Origin of the sequence: Bradyrhizobium sp. SPXBL-02 (genome assembly GCF_051853065.1) — a bacterium.
GTDB lineage: Bacteria > Pseudomonadota > Alphaproteobacteria > Rhizobiales > Xanthobacteraceae > Bradyrhizobium.
The window spans coordinates 5259556-5281652 of the sequence record NZ_CP182474.1 but is presented as its reverse complement, the minus strand read 5'-3'; the positions used below and the strand labels follow the sequence as shown (position 1 = coordinate 5281652).

The following is a 22097-nucleotide window of genomic DNA, read 5'->3' as shown; positions in this document are numbered from 1 at the left end:
CGAGCCAATCTGTTCCAGCGCATCAGGTCAAACGACCTGGTCGAGAATTCGGACGTATTCCTCGACCATGGCATCTACCGAATAGCGCAGCCGCAGGCCTTTGGCGTTTTGTCGCAGGTCGTCGCGCAATTGCTTGTCGGTCAGCAGCCTCGAGACGGACGCGGAGAGCTGCGCATGATCGGAGGCATCGACGAAGAGTGCAGTCGGTCTGCCTTCGTAGGACAACACTTCGCGCAGGACGGGAAGATCAGTCACGACCGAGGGAACACCGGCGTTGGCGGCCTCGACGGCAGCCAGACCGAAGGTCTCGGCCTGGGTCGGAAAGACGAACACGTCGAGACAAGCGAGGAAATCCGCCATCCGGCCGGGAGGAATCTCCCCAAGCAAATGCAGGCGGTCCGAGACGTTCAAGTCGTTCGCCAGTTGCCTCAGCCGGGCCTCGTCGGCTCCCTGGCCGGCGAGCGCAAGATGCCAGGACCGTTGATCCGGCAGCAGACGTATCGCCAGATCGAGCCGCTTGTGCGGATGCAGCCGTGCGGCGCAGCCAAGCAGGACGCGATCCGGCGGCAGATTGAATCGCTGCCGCGCCGCCTCCTTCGACAGGGTGAGGGCCTTGTCGTCGAAGCCGTGCGGCACATGCACCATGCGCGACCGGTAGGCCGCGGGGTAGCGCGAATATTCGCGCTCCATGTCCCGCGAATTGAGCGTGATGCAATCGAAGAAGCCGAGGCTGCCCATGGCGATGTCGGCGGTGCGGACCGGCCGGCTCATCGCCAGCGCGGATGAAACCTGATTGGCGACGACCGGTGCACGGCTGACGAGGCGCGTGACGCCGGCGCCGATGACGTTGCCGAAATGCTGGAACGTCAGGACGGCGTCGGGCCTGGTGGATCTGATGTGGCGGCCGAGCGTCCACAGCATCCGCAGCAGCGCCAGCGGATTGCCCGGCCGGCTTGGCGCGCAGTAGAGCGTATCGGGCGGCTCGTCGAAGGAGTCCGATTTGCGGAAGAAGAACAGGTTGGTGACCCGGTAACCGCGCGCGGTCAGGCCGGCGCCGAGCAGCCGGGAGATCTCCTGTGCACCGGCGTTCTCGGCCTGGGTTTGTGCGAGAAGCACGTGAAGTTTTCGCCCATCGCCGTCCGGCCGCGCAGGTGCCGTCGCGCTCGTCTCGCCCAAGTCCTTGTTCGGCTGATAGTGGAGCACGGATCCCGACCCGCTAAAGAAAGGAAATCTTCACCTTCTTAACTCCGTACCTATCATGCGGGCGTCTCGCGGACACCGACTTGCAACAAACGGAGTTAATGCGAGGCTATGGCGACGACGTCGTTCGCGCAGCATTTCAGCTGGTTCCCGGCTGGCGCACAGCGGGCGCGTTAACCAATCGGTCCTGCGCGGATGATCCGAGCGGCACGTGACACCTAATCACGTGATTCCGCGCTGCGAACTGCGTAGTTGCCGCGCCTCGATGCAGGGAAGCACAACAGCACGAGAACGGAAGGATCGACCCCGCTTCGCCGGCGACAGAGGACGTTCAGCGCAATGGTCGCGAGCGCGAGCGACACGGTCGTCGAAATCGCCGCGCCAAGCACGCCGAGGAAGGGAATGAGAACGAGAAATCCGACGAGCCGCAGCGCGACGCTGGCGGCGACAACCGGCACATAGATTCGTTCATGGCCGGTCAGCTGCAGGATCGCAGCCGACGGGCCGCCCGCTGCCTGGATGGCGGTTCCGATTGCGAGCACGATCAGGACCGAATGCTGCTCGGCGAAATGAGGTCCGAACAGGTTGAGGAGATAGGGGCCGCCGATCCAGATCGTGGCGAGACCGGCGACGACGCAGAGCGCAGTCACTTCCGCCATCAAGCGCGAGGTCCGCTCGAACTCCCTGTGGTTCTTGCTGAAATACAGCGACGGGAGCCGGCGCGCACCGAACGTGTAAAGTGCCGCGGAAACCATGGCGAAAATGTTGGCGAGGCGCGAGGCGGCAAAGTAGATTCCTGCGGTCGTCGGATCCAGCATCCAGTAGACCAGAATGACGTCGAGATATTGGTTGGCGACTTCGAGGATCGATGCGATCCAGAAGTGCAGGGCACTCGATCGCCAGCGTGACGTCTCGGAGCGCGCCGGCGTACTGCGCAGATCCGGCAGCACGCGGGCGACGGATACGATCTGCGCAACAAGGCCGGCCGACATGGCGACCGTCATCGCCGCGAACATCTCGGCCGGATCGAGTTGGCGATGGGCGAGCAGCATGACGAGCAGGAACAGGACGACGATGGCCCGCCAAAGGAACTCGCGGTTTCCTTCACCCATGAGAATGCTGACCAGCGAGCGGGCGATCTGGCTGCCGAGCATCAATCCGGCATTGACGGCCGTGTAGGCCGACACCGCGAGGATCAGCACCCACCAGTCGCCTCTCACGCTCGCGGCGATCGCGATGCCGCCGATCACGATCAGCATTGCGAGTGAGGTGATCTTCAAGCTCGATTGGAGGACGCCTTTGGTAAGGTCCGGCCGTTCGCCGACCTGATATTCGTTCAGGAATCGCACCAGCAAGGATTCCTGGCCGACCAGTCCCACGACGGCCGCGATCTGCGCCACCGAAAGCCAGGTCGCAAAGATGCCGAAGCCGTCAGGCGACATCGTCCGCGCCGCCAGCGAGAACAATGCGAACGCGAGCACGCCGCTGCCGACCTTGAGCAGGATGGTCCCGACGACACCGCGCGTGACGTCGCGCCGCATGAACTGGAGGATGGATGCGATCATGGAAGGGTTAAGGGGCTGCGCTCCCCTGACGGGACATGTTCCGATACCGGCGGCAACCTAGCATGTCGAGAAATCGCGAGTGTTAATGGACGAGCTGCGGGATTTCGGCGGTCGCGGCGATATCGCGGTGATGCCATTGCTTCGTTCTGGAACATCGCCGTCTCCATTGTCCTGGTTCTGCAAGTTCAGGCCCGCGCGACTGCCGGCATTTGTAGCGCATCGACGACCGAGAAGACGAGATCTGGCGCTCGCGCGCGGAATGGATTCGACGCAGCAAGACGCGTGCCGCGGCGAGGCAGCGAACTCGGCGCGTCCGGTCGTTAACCTCAATCTCAGGAAATGTTCGCACTCGGCCCTGCGATGCGACATCAGGCGAGAGAATTGCACTGCAGACGTCGTTAATCGTGGGAGCCGGAGCCATGACGAGACCCGTGACCGAGCCAGTCGATGGAGGCGAGAGCGCAACCATCGATTCGGACGTCGCCATCGTCGGTGGCGGCCTTGCGGGATCGCTTGCGGCGGCCGTGCTGGCGCGGGCAGGGCATCGCGTCGCGCTCGTCGACAAGCGGGCGGTCTATCCGGACGAGTTCCGGGTCGAGAAGATCGGCGGCCATCAGCTGGAATTGCTCCGCAAGCTCGGCTTCCTCGACGCACTCGGAGATGTCGCGTGCCGATATGATCAAGTGCTCAACATCCGCGAGGGCAAGGTGGTCGATGTCAGCGTCGGCCAGGCCTACGGATTTCCCTATGCCGATCTCGTCGCCATGGCGCGTCGCCAGATTCCCGATCCCGCCAGTCTGATCGTCGACGAGGTCACGGCGATCGGTCCTAGCGACGACGTCCAGCATGTCGAGCTGGCCTCCGGACGGCGCATGAGGGCGCGCCTCGTCGTTCTGGCCACGGGCATGGCGGGAGTCCTGGGCTACAAGCTCGGCATCAGGCGGCGCGTGCTGGCCGAGCGCCATTCGGTGTCGTTCGGCTTCACGATCGCTCGCAAGGATGGCACCCCGTTCGATTTCGAGGCGCTGACCTGTTACGGCGAACGCACGGCGGATGGCATCGACTATCTCAGCCTATTTCCCGTCCGCGCCGGAATGCGAGCCAATCTCTTCATGTTCCGCGATCCGACCGATCCGATCATGCGCGAGTTGCGCCGCGAGCCGGAAGCGACAGTCTTGCGTCTGCTGCCGGGGTTGCGGAGCTACCTCGGCGATTTCCGTGTGACCGATCGGGTCCAGAACTGGGTGATGGACCTGACCGTCGTCGAGGGGCATCTCCAGCCCGGAATCGTGCTCATCGGCGATGCGTTCCAGACCAATTGTCCCGCGGCCGGAACGGGTGTCGCCCGCCTGCTGGTGGACGTCGATCGTCTTTGCACCGAATATGTGCCGCAATGGCTCATGACCGCAGGCATGGGCCTGGACAAGATCTCGCAATTCTATGCCGATCGCGACAAGATCGCGGCGGATCAGCAGTCGCTGAAGATGGCACGCTTCCGCCAGGCGCTGACCTCGCGCAACGATATCGGCTGGGACGTGCGGCGACGGTTGCACTTCCTCCGGCGCAGTCTTGCACACCGCGTCGATCAGATGCACCCGGGCTGGCTTGGGCGTGTCCGCGGCGCGTTGCGCGCCTGAGCTCTAGGGCCCCCGTCCGTCAGCGCGTCGGCCTCGGAGTGTGGGCAGGCTGAACCTTCAGATCCGAGAGCCGCTTGGCCGCCAGCTTGAGCCAGGGCGCCTGCTTCAGCCCGAAGAGCGCGATGGCGCCTACGGCGCTGCCAGCCTGCGTGACCTCCCACACCGGCGAAGGCTGTGCGCCGAACGATTTCTTGTATGGCTCGTCGCCGATGGTGAAGTCGAGCATCTGATCTCCGCGCTCGATACAATCCCGCGCCACCTGTTCGAACATCAGCGCGCCGATGGACTGGCTCTTGTAACCGGCAATGTCGAAGGCGCTCATGATGACGAGGAAGCTGCCGCGGTGGCACAATCCGAGCACGGCGGCGATCACTTCGCCGTCCATCTTCATGGCATAGAGGCGGACGAAGGAGCCGAGGCCGCGAAGGGCGACGTCGGAATAGAAGCCGTAATATTCGGGACGCTGCAGCAGGTCTCCGTCGCCTTGTGCGTGAAAGCGCGGGCCGCGAAACTTCCTCATCACGTCCATCGCCTCGAGCACGGCGGCGCTGTCGCCGCAGCATGCGAAGCTCAGCGCCCCCTTCTTCTGCAGCTGACGAGACTTCTTTGCGAGCTCCTTCTGGTAGGAGCGATCCATCGCGCTGGCCCGCCATTGCTCGTACGGCGCGACCAGAACCGTGGCGTAGGCATTGGTGTTCATCGAGACGCGGCGGGACGTGGCAAGGAGGTCTTCGATCGGAAGCCGTCCGTCGGGCAGCTTGGCCATTCGGAGCAGATCGAAGGGGCGGACAAGGCGGCGAATCTGCGCGCATGCAGCCGCATCCTGGAGCAATCGTGAGAACACGTCCGGGCTGCAAACCGGTGCCAGATAGTCGGAAACGCGGAGGTCGGCGAACTCGACGGTTCGTATCGGACCGCGTCGGATCCGAAGCAGGGGCAGCACCATGGCAAGGGCGCCGGTGTCGCGGTGGCGCACCACGACGACCAGAGCTGTTGCGCCCGCTTCCGGCGCGAGCCTGGCGTAGAGGCTATGCAACCAGACCGGATGCTGGAACGCTGTGGCAGCCGAGCGATCGAATAGCTCGGCGTAGTCCGGAGACAGAAAGTCGAACGACGGCTCGATGGCGATGTCGAAGGTGTTGCTGAGCTTGTTCATGAGCAATCAAGAAAACCGGGTCGTTCGCGAGCGTTGCTCGAACCGTAGCTGCGCTTATAGCAAGGGCGTTACAGGTCAGACACCGGTATCGTGCGATTTGCGCCAATGCGTTCAACCATGCTGGTATGGTTAACAAATGCTTAAGGCGCGTGGAGGCCGCCTCGCACGACGCTATCGTCCGCATAGCGTAGGGATCTCTGATCCTCAGCTGCAGGCTATGCTTCGCTAGGTCGAACTCGTGCCCTTCGCTCCCATCCTCAACTAGATCGGGTTCAAGCGCGAGTGAGGACCTATCAGAGGCGCACCCCGGTGGTCGCAAACGCCTGCGCGGCGGGCTCCTGCATGCGATCGAGGATCATCATCCCGGCAAGCGCGATCACGACGGCCGCGACGCAGCCAAGCAAAAAAGCCTTCATCCTCAGCCTCCCTCGGTTGGACCAGGCCATCTATACGACAGGGCTTGCGGCGAGCAAGCCGGTCGCGGCGATCGCCGTTCGAGCGGAGGATTCCGCGAGCTCGCTGTTGCGCTGCACGATTCGGAACGGATGCAGGTCTTGCAAGTTCTCTGCAAGCCTGGTGAGCGCATCGGAGGCCTTGCGTGAAGTTACCGAGAACGATCCTGTGCTTCGCAGCACTTTGCTTTGTCGAGGGTGCGCTGGCCCAGCCCGCCCAACCCAACTCGTCGGCGCCGCAAACGCCTCCCGAAGACAAGGGCCAGCTCCAGCCGCAAGGTTGGACAGGCCCGATCAATACCGGCTCGGGTGGTGCGCCGCCCGAAAGTCCCCAGGGCCAGAGTCCCCCTGGAATGCAGGCCGCGCCGGAGGGCTCGTCCAAGACCACGACGGCACCGGCCAAGTAGCCCGTTTCAGGATATTCATTTCCGGTGCCTCTTCTGGCAATCTCGAAAGGGTGAATGTCAGCAGGCGGCCAGGAATGAACAGATCAGCTCTGTGCACGAAGGTGGCCGCAGTGCTGTGGGCCCTCTTTGCCGCATCGTCGGTGCAGGCCGACATGGTCGGGCACGGCGGCCCGATACGGTCTCTCGCCATTTCACCCGATGGCGACAGCCTTCTGTCCGGCAGCTTCGACACGGCCGTGATCCGCTGGTCGCTCAAGACGGATACTGCCGAGCAAGTGCTGCGGTATCATGCCGACGGCGTCAATGCCGTCGCGTTTCTCAAAGACAGCCGCATGATCACGGCCGGTGCCGATGCGCGCATTGCGGTATGGACGGCGGGGCGGCCGGAGCCGGACCGGGTGCTGGAGGGACATGTCGCACCCCTCGCGGCGCTCGCGGTATCGCCCGATGGGACGCTTCTCGCATCGGCGTCATGGGACCGGACAGTGCGGCTCTGGTCGCTGTCGGACGGCACATCCCGCGTGCTCGAAGGGCATACGCAGAACGTCAACGGCGTCGCTTTCCTGCCCGACGGCAGGCCCGTCAGCGTCGGCTACGATCTTGCGCTGCGCATCTGGCGTTTGCCGGATGGCCAGCCTGACATCGTGACGTTGCCGGCGCCACTGAACGCGGTGGCTGTCGCGCCGGATGGTGAAATCGTCACAGGCGCCGTCGATGGCAAGCTGCGCATGCTGACTGCGGACGGCAAGGTCAGCGGCGAGGTCGTGGCCGGTCCGACACCGGTGGTGGCCTTGGCCATGTCGACGGACGGCGCGCTGATCGCTGCGGCCGGCATCGGCGGCACAGTGGCGATCATCGATCGCAAGTCGCGCAAGCTGCTGCGCACGCTGGTTGGGCCCGGGCTGCCGGTGTGGGCGGTCGCCTTCCTTCCCGATCGCGAGACACTGATGACGGGTGGTGCGGACGGCAGGATCAGGCGCTGGAATGCGCGCACCGGCGATCCCATCGGTTCAAGTCTGATCGGCACACCGGCCGACCCGCTCGCAGCCTACGCCGGCGATCATGGCGCCGATGTGTTTCGGGCGTGTGTTGCCTGCCACACGCTCTCGGACAAGGAGGTCCAGCGTGCGGGTCCCACGCTTGCGGGACTCTACGGCCGCAAGATTGCTTCGCTGCCGGGATATCGCTTCTCCGATGCGCTGAAGACGATGGACATCGTCTGGACGCCGGAAACCGTGGCGAAATTGTTCGAAATCGGGCCGAATGCCTACACCCCCGGCACGAAGATGCCGGAGCAGCGCATCGGCTCGGCCGAGGACCGACGCGCGCTGACCGAGTTTCTGGGCCGCGCGACCTCGCGCTAACATCCGCTCAGATCGAGTCCCAATTGTCCATCGGGAAATCCCTCATTTCCGGATGCGCCTTGAGGATCTGAATGACGTCGATCGTGGGGTGTTCCCTGAGCGCTTCCGCCACGCAATGGTTGACGTATTTGCGGCGCGACAGCCACGCGATCTTCTTGCCCTTGGCTTCGGCCTTGCATGCGACGATTGCCTGCTTCACGGCCACTTTCTGCGCCTTGGTCAGCGGAGGCGCGGCAGCTTCGGCCGCTCCGCCGGCGATGGCGATGAAGATCATGGACGTCGACAGAGCTGTGATCAAACGAGACATGGTGATGCTTCCTGGTTTCCGACCTTGCGAAGATGTCTGTTCGTCTTGTTTAGTCCTTGCCGTTGCGTTCGCGGAGATAATCATCCGTCGTTCGCGGCGGCGTTCGTTCCGGAACGCCCTTGAACGGATCGAATTGCTGTTCGCTCATGACCACGACGCGGCAATCTGCGCACATCCTGAGCGCCTCGATCCGCTTGTCGCCGGCCGGGTACATCCAGTGCCGGCCTTCGAGCTTGGCCGCGATGCGGTCGATCGTGCTCTTGACGCCGAAGGGCGTGCCGCAGCGGACACAGAGCGCGGGCTCCTCTTCCTTGATGACAGCGGCGGCCGCGCGCGCCGCGCGGAAATCGATCTGCGGCTTGAGGCTGATGACCTTTTCCGGACAGGTGCTCTGGCACAGGCCGCACTGCACGCAGGCGTCCTCGACGAATTTCAGCACCGGCCGCTCGGGATCGTCGCGCAGTGCGCCGGTCGGGCAGGCCGAGACGCAGGAGAGGCACAGCGTGCAGCCATCGGTGTCGACGGCAATTGCGCCAACCGGCGCACCTTGCGGCAGCGCGATGACGTCGACCGGCTGCGGCGCCAGCCGATGCAGCTCGCTCAGGGCGAACCGCAAGAGATCGCGCCGCTTGCCGACGGTCTTGAAGGTTGCCGGCGTCGCGACCGCAGTGAGCGCGCCGATATCGGTCAAATGCTGGCCGAGCGCGTCGGGATCATCGGTTTCGACGGTCGCGATGCGAACGCCCGCAAATCCAAGGCCGCCGAGGATCGCATCCGCCATCGCGATCGTCTGCGTTAATCCGGTCACGTCGTGGCGCGGCTTGCCACGGAGCAGGAAGCGCACGGCGCAGACGCCATAGGCGAAGGCGCCGACGATCGCCTCCAGCCCCACCTGCGTGAGCTCGTTGACGGCAAAGGGAAGCACGTTTGCCGGCAGGCCGTCGCCATGCCGCGCGAGTGCGTCGATCAGCGGCGTGCCGTGCGGGCTGTCATGAAAGAGCAGCACCGCATCCGCGCCACCGGCCTCGCGATAGGCGAGCAGCATCGCGCGAAGTCTCTGGAGCTGCGTATCGGCGGGCGGCAGCGCGTAGGAGACCGCGCTGGTGGGGCAGGCCGCCGCGCATTGGCCGCAGCCCGCGCAGATGTTCGGATCGATGGCGACATGATCGCCGACCGGCGTGATCGCCCCGGTCGGGCAAAGATCGAGACAGCGATGGCAGCCCGTGCGCTTCGAGCGCGAATGGGCGCAAAGCGCAGGCGCAACCTCGACATATCTGGGCTTGTCGAAGCTGCCGACGAGATCGCGCGCGGTCAGCACGGCGCGCAGCACCGCGGCGGGATCTTTCGCGTCGGCGCGGAGATAGCCGTCACGCAGGTCGTGGGCGGGAAACAGTGGCGGACCGCCGGAAAGATCGAGCACGATATCGCAGCGCGAGGTGACGCCGCTTCGCGGCGGTTCGAATACGAAGCGATCGCGCGAGGAGGGGCGGGGACGCGCATAGTCGTCGATTGCAAGCTCGAACGCGCCGAAATGTCCCTTCGCGGAGCGGATCGTGCCCTTCACGATCGGGAACACCGTTGCCGCCGGCGGAACTGTGTCATCGAGCTGCTTCAGCATCACCGTGACGTCGAGGTGATCGGCAAGCAGGCGGCCGGCCTCGATCGCGGCCTCATCGCGCCCGTAGATCAGGATGACGCCCTCGCTCGACAAGGTGACAAGCGGATAGTCCGGGGCGGGGATGGCGGCGGATGCGAGCAGGGCAGCCATTTTTGGCCCGGCGCGCGCGCCGCCGCGCGACCAGCCGGCGGTTTCGCGGATATTGACGAAGCTGATCGCGTCAGGCCGCTCGCCGGCCTCCTCCGAAAACTGCGCTGCCTGCTGCGTGCAGGCGACCGTCAACACGCCTTCTGTCGCGGCCATCTTGCGGAATGATTCGAGCTCCGCTCCGCAGAGGTGGCGAAAGCTCTTGACCTCACAATTCGGGCATCCGCGCCGGATCGCAGCCACGTCGAGGGGCATCGTGTCTTCGCACGAACAGATCAGGACGGTCTTCGACGGCTGCTCCAGGTTAAACCCTCCGCCCATTCGGACGCCGACGACGGACTCGCGCCGGCCCTTCGCCTCGTATAGACATTATCCATCGGGAAGAAAAGGAAAGCGGAGGACGGCCTGCCGTCGATCCCAGTGAGCCATGTTTCCGCGGCGGAACCGATCCACCTGCCGCCGCCTTTCACATTGGTGCGGTTGCGCGAGAGCGGCGACGCTTTTGCCCATGCATGCCGCATCGCACCGGAGAGGGGCGCCGGAACGCTCGTCTATGTCGGCCGCTTTGACCTCGCCGAGTTCGCCGTGGTGCTCGAGCCGGCCGAGCCGTTGCGCAGCGCGCGGCGCGCGTTCTACGCCGGCATGGTCGCGCTCACGGATGCGCTTCGCGCCTACGCGCCGCCGAGCAAGCCGATCACGATCGGCTGGCCGGATGCGGTCAGGATCGACGGGGGGCTGGTCGGCGGCGGACGGTTGGGCTGGCTTTCCGGAGCTGACGAGGACGCGCCGCCGCCCTGGCTGGTGTTCGGCGCCATGATACGAACGGTTGCCATGAACGATGATGATCCAGGCGTCCACCCGCTGGCCTCGGCGCTCGACCAGGAAGGCTTTGGCGAGGCGGGCGCAGCGCAGATCACGGAGAGCTTCGCCCGGCACCTGATGCTGGCGCTGGACGGCTGGCGGGTCGACGGCTTTGACAGTGTCGCGCGCGACTATCTCACGCGGATGCCGCGTGAAAGGCAGACTATGCAGCGCATCGATGATCGCGGCGACCTCCTGACGCGCCGCATCGGGACGGAGAGGATCGAACGGAGCGACCTCGTCCGGGCGCTCGCGGCCCCGTCCTGGCTCGATCCGGCCCTCGGAGGACCGCGCCTGTGAAGCTCCTGCGTACCATCGCGCTCGATCCCTCCGACACTTTCGTGTTCGACGTGGCGGCAGAGCCGGGCGAATGGGCCGTCTCCGGCGCTTTCCGCTTCTGGGATTGCGATGGCGCGAAGCTCGAGGGCAAGGCACGCGCGGCGTTTCGCGGCGGTTTCCTCGGGGTACAATCCTGGGGCTGGTCGACGCTGGCGCAGATCGTCCCGGCGACGGCAGACGATTACCACGGCCTCGTCGATCTCCTGGCGAGGCAACTCGTCGATCGTTTCGGCGCGCCGGACATGGCGGCGGCGAAAACGGCCGCGGAAGAGGAGGTCGCTTTCGCGCAGTCGCTCTGCAGCCATCCCATCAGCTCGCTTATTGCAGTGCACCGCACGTCAAGCGACGGTGAGGTCCGCGAGTCGTTCCGCCGGCTGCAGCTCCGGGAGGGGCAGGGGCATAGCAAGGCGTTCTCGTTCATGGAGATGGAGGACGACGTCCAGCCGGACGGCGATCTCAAGCTTGCGGATCTGGGCCGGGAGCCGACCGACAGATGAATGATTTCTGGATCGCCTGTGGTCATCACCTGCTCGATCGAGACGAGGGCGGCGGGCTGCGTGTCACGGACGAATTTCTCAAAGCCTATTTTGCCCGTCCCGAGCTGATGCCGCCGGACGAGGCGTGCCCGGTCGAACGCCGGCTGCATCGCGAATTGCTCGCCGACCCGCGCCAGGCGGTCAGCGCCGCCGAGATCGCCGCGATCCTCGATGCGGATGCCCGGGAGAATTGGCAGTTCGTGCTGGCGTTCCGCGATCTTCTGCTGCGGCATCCGACGCTCGAAGCCGCCTATCTTGCCTGGGTGCGCTCAGGGGCGAACGATCTGCCGCCGCTGTTCGTCAACCAGCTCGTCCACGTCATCCTGCGCAACGCGCTCGATGGCTGCGACGACCCGTTCGTGCTGCGCGCGGCCGAATTGTTCTTCCGGACCCAGCGCGTCCTGCCGCATGAGCACGCTTTGTTGCTGGGCGACGAGGAGGTCGTCGGCGGCCGGAGCCCGACCCCGGTGCTCTCGCTGATGTCGATGCTGGGCGCCACCACCGATGCGGTGGTGGAGGTGCTGGGCGAGGAGAATTCGGAGGAATACTGGCACCGTAGCGATCAGTTCGACATGGCTCTCGACCTGACCGCGGACGGCCGCGGACCTGTAGCGCTGGCGCAGGCGATGACGCGCTGGGTCGCCCATCTGCTCGGCATCGATGTCGTGATCGAGCCGCTACGGGCGCTGCACGAGGCAAAGCTGGCGTGGTATGTCGGGCTCGATGCCGATGCCACGAGGCTCGGCGACCGTCTGTGGCACGGCGAAGAGCTCGGCGAGCGCGAGGCCGATCGTGTGCTCGCGCTGTTCCGGCTGACGTTTGCGGATTCCGGCCGTGCCCTCGACGAGGTCGGGGATGAACCGGTCTACCTGATCCTGTCGATGACGGCGGATCAGAAGCTCCGGATGAAGCCACAGAATCTGCTGACCGGGCTGCCGGTGAAGCGCCGGGAGATGGCGACATGAGCCCTGCGGCATTGCCGTCCCTCTCGATTGCCGTCGGCGTCGTGGTCGAGCGGCGCAAGGCCGACTCGCCTTGGGTCGATTTCATCTGGCGCGGAATTGCCGTCCTGCCGGACGAGCCGTCGACGCAACCCTGGACCGTGCTTCGCGAGCAGGACGGCACGACCCTGTTCTATGCCGGAAGCGCGACGATCGATCTCTATCCGTCGGAAACGGCGCGCTATCGCGACAATCTCGCCTCCGGCCGTCCGAGCATTTGGATCGTGCTGTCACCCTCGGAGGGCGCCTGGCCCTATGCCGTCACCGCAGTGACCGCCGATCCCGCCGAGGGCGAAGGCTATACCGAAGCCGCCGACAATCTCGTCGAGGCCGCGCCGATGCCGGAGGTGCTGCGCGAAGCGATTGAAAGCTTCGTGGCCGAGCACCATGTCGAGCGGGAATTCGTCAAGCGCAAGCGGCGCCGCGCCGACCCGGAGGCGCTGGCGCGGCGCGAACATGAAGGCGGACAGGAATGAGTGAGGAGGACTTCCTTGCGCGTTGGTCCCGCCGCAAACAGCAATCGCGAGCGGAGCCGGCGAAGCCTGCCGCGGCGCAGCCCGCGTCGCCATCGGAAACCAAAGAGGACGAGACGGAACTCGATCTGTCGAGTCTGCCGTCGATCGACGAAATCAATGCCGCCACCGACATCACGGCCTTCCTCGCCAAGGGGATTCCTCGCGACTTGAGCCGTGCGGCTCTTCGCCGCGCTTGGGCGACCGATCCCGCGATTCGCGACTTCGTCGGGCTTGCGGAGAATGCATGGGACTTCAACGACCCAACGGCGATGCCGGGCTTTGGCCCGCTGGATTGCTCCTCGGAGGAGCTGGCAGCACTGGTCGATCGCATTGTCGGCGGCGTCCGGGAGGCGGCCCAGTCTCTCGCCGAGGGATCGATCGAAACGGGAAATTCTCCGGCGGAATCGCATCAGGCCGATGCGGGACTTCCTGCCAATGTCGTTGAGCCGCCGGATGAGACGGAGCAGCAGGCAATCGCTGCTGCAGTGCAACCGCCAGTGGGTGAAACATCTGCGATTTCTGCGGAACCCGTCAGGTCCCGCACGCATGGCGGTGCACTGCCGCGCTGAACCACGACCAAAGGCTATAGGTACAGGCTATGGCAGGCGATTGACCGTTGCTGGAACCGAGATTACGCTGCCTACTGCTTTGTAACAAAAGCGATAATCAAGCAGACGGGACTTGGATGGGAGGTCCACGTGCGTGATGACGGACTTGATCGCGCGATCGATGCTGCGGGCGGCATCGCTCAGCTTGCACGCAAAATAGGCATCAGTCAGCCGTCCGTGTCGAACTGGACCCGTGTGCCCGCACAACGGGTGGTTGCGGTCGAGATGGCGACCGGCGTTTCCCGAAACGATCTGCGGCCCGATCTTTACGGCGAGCAAGCCGGCTCCGCCGAGTTCGTCGATCCCATCGACGCGGCGCGCGCGCGCGAATACGCGCTGCTGGCGGTACTGCTGTCTGCGCCTCCGTCGAAGCGTCTGCTCGACCAACTCGCCGCGTTGAGCGGTGACGCGACGCCGCTCGGGCGCGCGCATGCGGCGCTCGCCGACGTCGCCTCGAGCGCCGTCCCGGCCAAAGTCGAGCGGGAATATTTCGACCTGTTCGTCGGGCTCGGCCGTGGCGAATTGCTGCCCTATGCCTCCTATTATCTCACGGGCTTTCTCAACGAACGGCCCTTGTCGCGCTTGCGCGGCGACCTGATGACGCTCGGCATCGAGCGTATCGCCAACAATTCCGAACCCGAAGATCACGCCGCCATCCTGTGCGAGATCATGTCGGGTCTTGCCGATGGCCGCTTCGATGCCGCGCCCGGGGCGCAGCGTGCCTTCTTCGAAAAGCATGTTTCGCCCTGGATGGGGCGGCTGTTCGCCGACATGGAGAACGCGGGAGATGCCCGTTTCTATCGCGCAGTCGGTGCGCTCGGCCGCACCTTCATCGAGATCGAGACGGAAGCATTCACATTCGCCAGCTGACCGAGGCGCTTCGGTCCGGGAGAGATGCGATGAGTGACGAGACGAAAGCAAAGGTCGGACGCCGCGATTTCCTTCGCAAGGTCGGCTTGGGCACGGCCGGTGTCAGCGCGACGCTTGCGACGCCCTTGGTCGGGCCTGCCCAGGCCGACAGCGAAACCAACGATGACAAGCGCAAGGCGCGCTACAAGGAATCCGATCACGTCAAGACGTTCTACCGCGTCAACCGTTATCCGGCTTGAGAGGGGAGGCTGCCCGTGCTTATCAAGCGAACACACCAGCGTTCCGATCGCCGAGGTTCCGTGGCCGAATCCCTTGCGGGCCAAGGCGGGGGACTTGATCGCCGCACATTCCTGCGCAAGTCGGGCCTGGCCGGCGGCGCGCTCGCCGCGCTCGGGGCCATGCCGGTCGGCAACGTGCGCAAGGCGGAGGCGGCCGCAGCCGGCCCGCTCGCGGCCGGCGCCACCGTCAAGAAGAGCATCTGTACCCATTGCGCCGTGGGCTGCACGGTGACGGCGGAAGTGCTCAACGGCGTCTGGATTGGGCAGGAGCCGAGCTGGGATTCGCCGATCAACCGCGGCTCGCATTGCGCCAAGGGCGCGTCAGTGCGCGAGCTCGTGCACAGCGATCGCCGCCTGCGCTATCCGATGAAGCTGGTGAACGGGCAGTGGACGCGCGTGTCGTGGGACACGGCGGTGAACGAGATCGGCGACAAGCTGCTGCAGGTTCGCGAGAAGTCGGGCAGCGATTCCGTCTATTGGCTGGGCTCGGCCAAGATGACCAACGAAGGGGCCTACCTGTTCCGCAAGTTCGGCGCGTTCTGGGGCACCAACAACACCGATCACCAGGCGCGGATTTGCCACTCCACCACCGTCACCGGCGTCGCCAATACCTGGGGCTATGGCGCGATGACGAACAGCATCAACGACATGCGCAACTCCAAGACGATGCTGTTCATCGGCAGCAACGCGGCGGAAGCGCATCCCGTCAGCATGCAGCACCTGCTCGAATCCAAGGAGATCAACAAGGCGAATTTCATCGTCTTCGATCCGCGTCTGACGCGCACCGCGGCACATGCCACCGAATATGTCCGCATCCGTCCCGGCACCGACATTCCCGTGCTCTACGGCATGATGTGGCACATCCTGAAGAACGGCTGGGAGGACAAGGAATTCATTGCCCAGCGCGTCTACGGTTTCGACGACCTGCGCAAGGAGGTCGAGAAATGGAATCCGCAGGAGGTCGAGCGCGTCACCGGCGTGCCCGCCGCGCAGCTCGAGCGCGTCGCCAAGACGTTCGCCACGGTCAAGCCCGCGACCATCATCTGGTGCATGGGCCAGACCCAGCACACGGTCGGCACCGCCAACGTGCGGGCGAGCTGCATCGCGCTGCTGATGACGGGCAACGTCGGCAAGTCCGGGGCCGGCGCCAACATTCTGCGCGGCCATGACAACGTGCAGGGCGCGACCGACGTCGGCCTCGATATCGTGACGTTGCCGTTCTACTACGGCCTCGCGGAGGGCGCCTGGAAGCACTGGTCCCGGGTCTGGGAGGTCGATTACGACTATCTCGTCTCCCGCTTCGACGAGAAGAAGCAGATGGAGACGCCAGGCATCCCGCTCACGCGGTGGTTCGATGCCGCGCTGTTGCCCAAGGCCGACGTCGCGCAGAAGGACAACGTCAAGGCCGTGTTCGTGCAAGGCCACGCCAGCAACAGCATCACGCGCATTCCCGAATCGCTGAAGGGCCTGAAGGCGCTGGAACTGCTGGTGATCGCGGATCCGCACCCGACCACCTGGGCGGCCCTGGCGGTCGAGGCCGGGCGCAAGGACGGCGTCTATATCCTGCCCGTGGCCACGCAGTTCGAGTGCACTGGATCGCGCGTCGCCTCCAACCGCTCGATGCAGTGGGGCGAGCAGATCGTCAAGCCGATCTTCGAATCCAAGGACGACCTCGAGATCATCTATTTGATGGCGAAGAAGTTCGGCTTCGCCGACAAGATGTTCAAGAACATCAAGGTCGAGAACAATCTCCCGGTCGCCGAGGACGTGCTGCGCGAGATCAACCGTGGAAGCTGGTCGACCGGTTATTGCGGCCAGTCGCCGGAGCGCATCAAGGCGCACATGAAGAACCAGCACAAGTTCGACCTGGTGACGATGCGCGCACCCAAGGACGATCCGGAAGTCGGCGGCGATTATTACGGCCTGCCTTGGCCGTGTTGGGGCGCGCCCGAGGTGAAGCATCCCGGCTCGCCGCTGCTCTACAACAACGATCTGCACGTCATGGACGGCGGCGGCGCATTCCGCCCGCGCTTCGGCATCGAACGCGAGGAGAAGTTGCCGGACGGCACGACGCGCAAGGTGAGCCTGCTCGCCGACAAGTCCTTCTCCAAGGGCTCGGAGATCGAGGACGGCTATCCCGAGTTCACGCTGGCAAGCCTGAAGAAGCTCGGTTGGGACAAGGATCTCACCGAGGCTGAAATGGCGACGATCCAGCGGGTCAACTCGGCCAATCCGGATGCGGTGTCCTGGGCGCTCGACCTCTCCGGCGGCATCCAGCGCGTCGCGCTGAAGCATGGCTGCGTGCCGTTCGGTAACGGCAAGGCGCGTATGAATGCGTTCGGTCTGCCGGACCCGATCCCGGTGCATCGCGAGCCGATCTACACGCCGCGCGTCGACCTCGTCGAGAAATATCCGACCTTGCCCGACGCCAAGCAGTTCCGCCTGCCCAACATCGGCTTCTCGGTGCAGAAGGCGGCGGTGGAGAAGGGGATCGCCAAGCAGTTCCCGCTGATCCTGTCCTCCGGGCGTCTCGTCGAATACGAAGGCGGCGGCGAGGAAACCCGCACCAATCCGTGGCTCGCCGAATTGCAGCAGGACATGTTCATCGAGATCAGCCCGGCCGATGCCGCCGATCGCGGCATCAAGGACGGCGGCTGGGTCTGGGTGAGCGGCGCCGAGAACAATTCCCGTGCCCGGATGAAGGCGCTGGTGACCGAACGCGTCGGCAAGGGCGTCGCCTGGATGCCGTTCCATTTCGGCGGCTGGCTCGGCGGCAACGACCTGCGCAAGAACTATCCCGCCGGCACCGATCCGATCGTGCTGGGCGAGAGCGCCAACACGATCACGAGCTACGGCTACGATCCTGCAACGGGCATGCAGGAGCCGAAGGTCACGCTTTGTCAGATCGTCGCAGCCTGAGAGGAGCACGCACATGGCTCGGATGAAATTTCTCTGCGACGCTGATCGCTGCATCGAGTGCAACGCCTGCGTCACCGCCTGCAAGAACGAGCACGAGGTGCCCTGGGGCATCAACCGGCGGCGCGTCGTCACCATCAACGACGGCAAGCCGGGCGAGCGCTCGATCTCGATGGCCTGCATGCACTGCACGGACGCGCCCTGCGCGGCGGTGTGTCCGGTGAACTGCTTCTACACCACGGCCGATGCGGTGGTGCTGCACTCCAAGGACCTCTGCATCGGTTGCGGCTATTGCTTCTACGCCTGTCCGTTCGGCGCGCCGCAATATCCGAAGGTCGGAAACTTCGGCTCGCGCGGCAAGATGGACAAATGCACCTATTGCGCCGGCGGCCCGGAGGCCGACGGCAGCAAGGAGGAATACGAGAAATACGGTGCGAACCGGCTGGCCGAAGGCAAGCTGCCGCTGTGTGCCGAGATGTGCTCGACCAAGTCCTTGCTTGCCGGCGACGGCGAGATCATCGCGCAGATTTACAAGGAGCGCGTCATGAAGCGCGGCTACGGCTCGGGTGCGTGGGGCTGGAAGACCGCATATCGCGAGACAATCGAGTCCTGACGTGGGCAGCTGACGGGCGCGCAAGACCGGGGAGGACGTGATGGCGTCGTTTGGAAGGTTCGTTCGTCTGGCGCTCGGCGCCTGGGCGCTGCTTTTGCTGGTGAACATGGCGCCCGCGAGCGCTCAGCAGGTCAACCCGACCGCGAGCTCGGTCAAGGAGCAGCAGCTCCTGCAGGAGCTCAACCGGATCCAGGGCCGCGTCAGCATTCCCGATCAGCGCTCCGGCGTGCTCGAGCAGCCGCAGGGACGGGAATGGCGGGAATTCCGCAATGTGACGCTGCGCTGGATCGGCGGCATCGCGATCCTCGGCGCGATCGCGGCCGTCGTGATCTTCTATCTCACCGTCGGGATGGTGCGTCTCGAAGCCGGACGGTCGGGCCGCACCATCGTGCGCTTCAACGCCTTCGAGCGGTTCGTGCACTGGCTGACGGCGACCTGCTTCATCGTGCTGGCCATTTCCGGGCTGAACATCACGTTCGGCCGGCCGCTCTTGCTGCCGCTGATCGGTTTCGAAGCGTTCTCGGAATGGTCGCAATGGGCCAAGTACGCGCACAATTATCTGAGCTTCCCGTTCACTCTCGGCGTCGTCCTGATCTTCCTGATGTGGATCGGCGGCAATATCCCGAACAAGGTGGATATCGAATGGGCCAAGCGCGGCGGCGGGCTGATCGGACATGACCATCCGCCGGCTTACCGCTTCAACGGCGGCCAGAAGATGATCTACTGGATCGTCGTGATCGGCGGCGCACTGGTCGCAGCGTCGGGCTACGCCCTGATGTTCCCGTTCTACGGCACGGGGATCGAGGGCATGCAAATGGCCCAGATCGTTCACTCCATCGTGGCGGTCCTGTTCGTCGCGGCGATGATCGGGCACATCTATATCGGCACGATCGGCATGGAAGGCGCGTTCGAGGCCATGGGCTCGGGCGAAGTCGACGTCAACTGGGCGCGCGAGCACCATAGCCTCTGGCTCGACGAGCAGAAGGCGCGAACGGGACCGAACGACGGGCAGCCGCAACCCGCGACCGCAGCGGCCGAATAGGGCGATCCTCGACGCAGACGCGCCGGCCTACCGCGCCGGCTCTTTCGCAAACAAGACGGAGCGATCCTGCAGCTCCTGCTCGGGAAGCTGGTCGGCCTTTCCTGTCTGCATGTCTTGAATGGACGCCATGCCGTGCTGACCGAAATGAGGCACGGCATGGGGCCTGAACACGCTGTTGGCCGCACCGGCGAGAAGCATGGCTGCAATAAGCGAGAGCATGAGGAGTTTCATGCGCGTCTCCGTCTGCCATCTCCACCCGGCACGATGAATACATCCGGATCGTCAAACCCGATGTGAGCCGCTTCACAACGATCGGTTCCACTTGTGTGGAGACAGAGCCTGTTCTGGAAGCCGAATTCTTCCATCAGGCCAGCCATTTGGCTCCCATTCCGTCGGTTCGTCAGGTCGTCAGCGCGCAACTGGTCCGGCTCTTGCTCTTGCCAGTATGAGAGATTTTGATAAACCTCATACCGTAAAGGCGGGCGAATGGAACGAGCAGCGATGCGGACTTTGCGGGCGGTCGAGCCCGGAACGGTGGCGCTGCTCGGCGGGCTCGTCACCGCCAATCTCGCCGCGTGGGCCTGGGCCTTCACGCTGTTCGGCGAGCGGCCGACGGTGATGGCGACCGCGTTGCTGGCCTGGGTGTTCGGCCTGCGCCACGCCGTCGATGCCGACCACATTGCCGCGATCGACAACGTCGTGCGCAAGCTGATGCATGCCGGTGAGACGCCGCGCAGCGTCGGCCTCTATTTCGCGCTCGGCCATTCCACCGTGGTCGTGGTGGCGACCATGCTGCTGGCACTGGGCGTCGTGAGCCTTGGCGGCGACAGCCTGCTCAAGGAGGTCGGCGGTCTCATCGGCACCTCGGTCTCGGCGCTGTTCCTGCTCGCGGTTGCCGCGATCAATCTCGTCATTTTCGCCGGCCTGTGGCGGACGTTTCGCGCGGCGCGGGAGCAGGGCGTTCACGACGCTGCGCAGCTCGATGCGCTGCTTGCCGGTCGCGGCATCCTGGCGCGGCTGCTCGGCCCGATGTTCCGCCTGGTGACGAAGCCGTGGCACATGTACCCGCTCGGCTTCCTGTTCGGCCTCGGCTTCGACACCGCGACCGAGATCAGCCTGCTCAGCATTTCCGCCAGCGAAGCCGCGCGCGGTGCCTCGCTCGCCGACGTGCTGGTTTTCCCCGCGCTGTTCGCTGCAGGCATGGCGCTGGTCGACACGGCCGATTCGGCACTGATGGTGAGCGCCTATCGCTGGGCCTTCGTCGATCCCCTGCGCAAGCTCTGGTACAATCTCACGATCACCGGCGCCTCCGTCGCGGTCGCGCTGTTCATCGGTGGGATCGAGGCGCTCGGCCTGATCAGCGATCGGCTCGGCCTCTCCGGCGGCGCATGGGCGCTGGTCGAGGACCTCAACGAGTCGCTTGCCAATGTCGGCTTTGTCGTGATCGCGCTGTTCGCGGCCGCATGGCTCGTCTCGGTCGTGCTCTATCGCCGCATGTTTGCGAACGGCCGGCGCCGCGCCGGCACGAAAGTCCTGGAATGCACTGATGCGACCGAGGCGGCCTAGGCTGCCCGACCTACGCGACCGTTCGAGCGACGTCTTACGACTGCTCGGACATCGTCAGCCGGCCGCGTGCGAGTTGGCGCGTCCTGCGCGCGGCAATGGCCGGCACGAGCGTGGGCGGTTCCCCGGCGAGGCGGAGCGCAAAATAGGCAATGGTCGCTTGAAGCCCGTCCTTCAGTGCCACCTTCGGACGCCATCCCAGGATCTTCTCGGCGGCATCGATCACGGGCTTGCGTCGCCTGGGATCGTCCTTCGGCAGGGGCTCGAAGCGCAGCGGGGAAGCCGATTCGGTGAACGCCAGCACTTCACGGGCGATCGCCTCGATCGTGACCTCGTGCGGATTGCCGAGATTGCACGGACCGCTGACCGAGGCGTGGCTCTCCATCAGGAGCTGTAGCCCCCGCACCAGATCGTCGACGAAGCAGAAGCTGCGGGTTTGCGTGCCCTGGCCGTAGATCGTGATCGGCTCTCCGCGCAGCGCCTGCACGATGAAGTTGGAGACGACGCGGCCGTCATTCTCGAGCATGCGCGGCCCGTAGGTGTTGAAGATGCGCGCGACCTTGATCTCCGTCCCGTGCATGCGCCGGTAGTCGAACATCAGCGTCTCCGCGGCGCGCTTGCCCTCGTCGTAGCAGGCCCGCGGCCCGATCGGATTGACGTTGCCGAGATAGGATTCCGGCTGCGGATGCACCTCCGGGTCGCCGTAGACCTCGCTGGTTGAGGCCTGAAGGATCCGGGAGCCCTTCTGCCGCGCCAGTTCGAGCAGGTTGATCGAGCCGAGCACACAGGTCTTCATCGTCGCGACCGGATCGACTTGATAGTGGCGGGGCGAGGCCGGACAGGCGAGGCTGTAGATCCGGTCGATCTCGCCCTCGATCTCGATGCGATCGCGCACGTCATGCTCGATGAAGCGGAAATTCGGGTGGTTGAGCAGGGGCCGGATGTTGTCGGTGGTTCCCGTGAACAGATTGTCCAGGCAGATCACCATGCTGCCGCGTTGCAGGAGCGCGTCGCAGAGATGCGATCCGATGAAGCCGGCGCCGCCGGCGACCAGAACCGTCGGCGAGCGGGGGGACGCGTGGATGCGGGTCTGGAGCGTCAT

The 22097-nt window shown here is 65.0% G+C and carries 22 protein-coding genes; 14 read left to right on the top strand and 8 right to left on the bottom strand.

The genetic code is table 11. The features are described 5' to 3' along the window. Positions 1 to 27 precede the first annotated feature (27 nt). Positions 28 to 1203: a glycosyltransferase family 4 protein gene (locus ACNJYD_RS24830; RefSeq protein ID WP_439363618.1), complete on the bottom strand. Its 1176-nt coding sequence runs from the start codon at positions 1201 to 1203 to the stop codon at positions 28 to 30. Positions 1204 to 1418: 215 nt separating this feature from the next. Continuing rightward, positions 1419 to 2765: a lipopolysaccharide biosynthesis protein gene (locus ACNJYD_RS24825; protein ID WP_439363617.1), complete on the bottom strand. Its 1347-nt coding sequence runs from the start codon at positions 2763 to 2765 to the stop codon at positions 1419 to 1421. A gap of 419 nt (positions 2766 to 3184) precedes the next feature. On the opposite strand from ACNJYD_RS24825, the gene ACNJYD_RS24820 reads away from it, so the two are divergent. After that, positions 3185 to 4402, top strand: a complete 1218-nt coding sequence (locus ACNJYD_RS24820) for an FAD-dependent oxidoreductase (RefSeq protein ID WP_439363616.1) — start codon at positions 3185 to 3187, stop codon at positions 4400 to 4402. A 19-nt stretch (positions 4403 to 4421) separates the two neighbouring features. On the opposite strand, the gene ACNJYD_RS24815 is transcribed toward ACNJYD_RS24820, so the two are convergent. Together ACNJYD_RS24815 and ACNJYD_RS24810 are read right to left on the bottom strand one after the other, a co-directional pair. Further along, complete coding sequence (locus ACNJYD_RS24815; protein WP_439363615.1) at positions 4422 to 5558, bottom strand: GNAT family N-acetyltransferase; 1137 nt, start codon at positions 5556 to 5558, stop codon at positions 4422 to 4424. Positions 5559 to 5851: 293 nt separating this feature from the next. Continuing rightward, complete coding sequence (locus ACNJYD_RS24810) at positions 5852 to 5974, bottom strand: hypothetical protein (RefSeq protein WP_283813617.1); 123 nt, start codon at positions 5972 to 5974, stop codon at positions 5852 to 5854. Positions 5975 to 6156: 182 nt separating this feature from the next. On the opposite strand from ACNJYD_RS24810, the gene ACNJYD_RS24805 reads away from it, so the two are divergent. Both ACNJYD_RS24805 and ACNJYD_RS24800 read left to right on the top strand, forming a co-directional pair. Continuing rightward, on the top strand, positions 6157 to 6417 hold the full coding sequence (locus ACNJYD_RS24805; RefSeq protein WP_212256734.1) for a hypothetical protein: 261 nt from the start codon (positions 6157 to 6159) through the stop codon (positions 6415 to 6417). A 74-nt stretch (positions 6418 to 6491) separates the two neighbouring features. Further along, the gene (locus ACNJYD_RS24800; protein WP_212256986.1) at positions 6492 to 7781 is read left to right on the top strand and encodes a c-type cytochrome; all 1290 of its coding nucleotides are present in this window, start codon (positions 6492 to 6494) and stop codon (positions 7779 to 7781) included. Positions 7782 to 7788: 7 nt separating this feature from the next. Here ACNJYD_RS24800 and ACNJYD_RS24795 read toward each other — a convergent pair whose 3' ends face one another. Continuing rightward, positions 7789 to 8088 (bottom strand): hypothetical protein, encoded by a 300-nt coding sequence (locus tag ACNJYD_RS24795; protein ID WP_246571057.1) that lies wholly within the window; start codon positions 8086 to 8088, stop codon positions 7789 to 7791. Between the two features lie 49 nt (positions 8089 to 8137). After that, entirely contained in the window at positions 8138 to 10108 is a 1971-nt protein-coding gene (locus ACNJYD_RS24790; RefSeq protein ID WP_439363614.1) for a 4Fe-4S binding protein, read from the bottom strand. A gap of 165 nt (positions 10109 to 10273) precedes the next feature. On the opposite strand from ACNJYD_RS24790, the gene ACNJYD_RS24785 reads away from it, so the two are divergent. From ACNJYD_RS24785 to ACNJYD_RS24740, 10 genes are all read left to right on the top strand, one after another. After that, positions 10274 to 11014 carry a biotin/lipoate--protein ligase family protein gene (locus tag ACNJYD_RS24785; protein ID WP_439363613.1) on the top strand — a complete coding sequence of 247 codons (741 nt, stop codon included), beginning with the start codon at positions 10274 to 10276 and terminating at the stop codon, positions 11012 to 11014. Next, positions 11011 to 11550, top strand: a complete 540-nt coding sequence (locus tag ACNJYD_RS24780; RefSeq protein WP_172784433.1) for a DUF6505 family protein — start codon at positions 11011 to 11013, stop codon at positions 11548 to 11550. Before ACNJYD_RS24785 ends, ACNJYD_RS24780 begins: the two co-directional genes overlap by 4 nt. After that, the gene (locus ACNJYD_RS24775) at positions 11547 to 12554 is read left to right on the top strand and encodes a DUF6352 family protein (RefSeq protein WP_172784434.1); all 1008 of its coding nucleotides are present in this window, start codon (positions 11547 to 11549) and stop codon (positions 12552 to 12554) included. Before ACNJYD_RS24780 ends, ACNJYD_RS24775 begins: the two co-directional genes overlap by 4 nt. After that, a complete protein-coding gene (locus tag ACNJYD_RS24770) occupies positions 12551 to 13066 on the top strand; it encodes a DUF3305 domain-containing protein (protein ID WP_260383076.1) in 516 nt (171 codons plus the stop codon). Before ACNJYD_RS24775 ends, ACNJYD_RS24770 begins: the two co-directional genes overlap by 4 nt. Continuing rightward, entirely contained in the window at positions 13063 to 13674 is a 612-nt protein-coding gene (locus ACNJYD_RS24765; RefSeq protein WP_439363612.1) for a DUF3306 domain-containing protein, read from the top strand. The genes ACNJYD_RS24770 and ACNJYD_RS24765 overlap by 4 nt, the downstream gene beginning before the upstream one ends. A gap of 129 nt (positions 13675 to 13803) precedes the next feature. Beyond that, positions 13804 to 14583, top strand: coding sequence for a molecular chaperone TorD family protein (locus ACNJYD_RS24760; protein WP_439363611.1), 780 nt, complete (start codon positions 13804 to 13806; stop codon positions 14581 to 14583). 29 nt (positions 14584 to 14612) lie between these two features. Continuing rightward, a complete protein-coding gene (locus ACNJYD_RS24755; protein ID WP_439363610.1) occupies positions 14613 to 14822 on the top strand; it encodes a twin-arginine translocation signal domain-containing protein in 210 nt (69 codons plus the stop codon). Between the two features lie 15 nt (positions 14823 to 14837). Beyond that, positions 14838 to 17780: a formate dehydrogenase subunit alpha gene (locus ACNJYD_RS24750; RefSeq protein WP_439363609.1), complete on the top strand. Its 2943-nt coding sequence runs from the start codon at positions 14838 to 14840 to the stop codon at positions 17778 to 17780. A 13-nt stretch (positions 17781 to 17793) separates the two neighbouring features. Continuing rightward, positions 17794 to 18390, top strand: a complete 597-nt coding sequence (fdh3B, locus tag ACNJYD_RS24745) for a formate dehydrogenase FDH3 subunit beta (RefSeq protein WP_027571966.1) — start codon at positions 17794 to 17796, stop codon at positions 18388 to 18390. A 40-nt stretch (positions 18391 to 18430) separates the two neighbouring features. Continuing rightward, complete coding sequence (locus ACNJYD_RS24740; RefSeq protein WP_212256719.1) at positions 18431 to 19432, top strand: formate dehydrogenase subunit gamma; 1002 nt, start codon at positions 18431 to 18433, stop codon at positions 19430 to 19432. A 27-nt stretch (positions 19433 to 19459) separates the two neighbouring features. On the opposite strand, the gene ACNJYD_RS24735 is transcribed toward ACNJYD_RS24740, so the two are convergent. Continuing rightward, positions 19460 to 19663 (bottom strand): hypothetical protein, encoded by a 204-nt coding sequence (locus ACNJYD_RS24735; protein WP_439363608.1) that lies wholly within the window; start codon positions 19661 to 19663, stop codon positions 19460 to 19462. A gap of 270 nt (positions 19664 to 19933) precedes the next feature. Here ACNJYD_RS24735 and ACNJYD_RS24730 point away from each other — a divergent pair, with 270 nt between their 5' ends. Next, positions 19934 to 20998, top strand: coding sequence for a HoxN/HupN/NixA family nickel/cobalt transporter (locus ACNJYD_RS24730; RefSeq protein WP_439363607.1), 1065 nt, complete (start codon positions 19934 to 19936; stop codon positions 20996 to 20998). Positions 20999 to 21032: 34 nt separating this feature from the next. Here the strand turns inward: ACNJYD_RS24730 and ACNJYD_RS24725 are convergent, their stop codons facing one another. After that, on the bottom strand, positions 21033 to 22097 hold the full coding sequence (locus ACNJYD_RS24725; RefSeq protein ID WP_439363606.1) for a UDP-glucuronic acid decarboxylase family protein: 1065 nt from the start codon (positions 22095 to 22097) through the stop codon (positions 21033 to 21035).

Bases quoted from the DNA above. Each gene is read 5' to 3' on its own strand.
- ACNJYD_RS24825 (WP_439363617.1), bottom strand. From the start codon at position 2,765: ATGATCGCATCCATCCTCCAGTTCATGCGGCGCGACGTCACGCGCGGT.
- ACNJYD_RS24820 (WP_439363616.1), top strand. From the start codon at position 3,185: ATGACGAGACCCGTGACCGAGCCAGTCGATGGAGGCGAGAGCGCAACC.
- ACNJYD_RS24815 (WP_439363615.1), bottom strand. From the start codon at position 5,558: ATGAACAAGCTCAGCAACACCTTCGACATCGCCATCGAGCCGTCGTTC.
- ACNJYD_RS24810 (WP_283813617.1), bottom strand. From the start codon at position 5,974: ATGAAGGCTTTTTTGCTTGGCTGCGTCGCGGCCGTCGTGATCGCGCTT.
- ACNJYD_RS24800 (WP_212256986.1), top strand. From the start codon at position 6,492: ATGAACAGATCAGCTCTGTGCACGAAGGTGGCCGCAGTGCTGTGGGCC.
- ACNJYD_RS24795 (WP_246571057.1), bottom strand. From the start codon at position 8,088: ATGTCTCGTTTGATCACAGCTCTGTCGACGTCCATGATCTTCATCGCC.
- ACNJYD_RS24790 (WP_439363614.1), bottom strand. From the start codon at position 10,108: ATGCCCCTCGACGTGGCTGCGATCCGGCGCGGATGCCCGAATTGTGAG.
- ACNJYD_RS24775 (WP_172784434.1), top strand. From the start codon at position 11,547: ATGAATGATTTCTGGATCGCCTGTGGTCATCACCTGCTCGATCGAGAC.
- ACNJYD_RS24770 (WP_260383076.1), top strand. From the start codon at position 12,551: ATGAGCCCTGCGGCATTGCCGTCCCTCTCGATTGCCGTCGGCGTCGTG.
- ACNJYD_RS24765 (WP_439363612.1), top strand. From the start codon at position 13,063: ATGAGTGAGGAGGACTTCCTTGCGCGTTGGTCCCGCCGCAAACAGCAA.
- ACNJYD_RS24755 (WP_439363610.1), top strand. From the start codon at position 14,613: ATGAGTGACGAGACGAAAGCAAAGGTCGGACGCCGCGATTTCCTTCGC.
- fdh3B (WP_027571966.1), top strand. From the start codon at position 17,794: ATGGCTCGGATGAAATTTCTCTGCGACGCTGATCGCTGCATCGAGTGC.
- ACNJYD_RS24740 (WP_212256719.1), top strand. From the start codon at position 18,431: ATGGCGTCGTTTGGAAGGTTCGTTCGTCTGGCGCTCGGCGCCTGGGCG.
- ACNJYD_RS24735 (WP_439363608.1), bottom strand. From the start codon at position 19,663: ATGAAACTCCTCATGCTCTCGCTTATTGCAGCCATGCTTCTCGCCGGT.
- ACNJYD_RS24730 (WP_439363607.1), top strand. From the start codon at position 19,934: ATGCGGACTTTGCGGGCGGTCGAGCCCGGAACGGTGGCGCTGCTCGGC.
- ACNJYD_RS24725 (WP_439363606.1), bottom strand. From the start codon at position 22,097: ATGACGCTCCAGACCCGCATCCACGCGTCCCCCCGCTCGCCGACGGTT.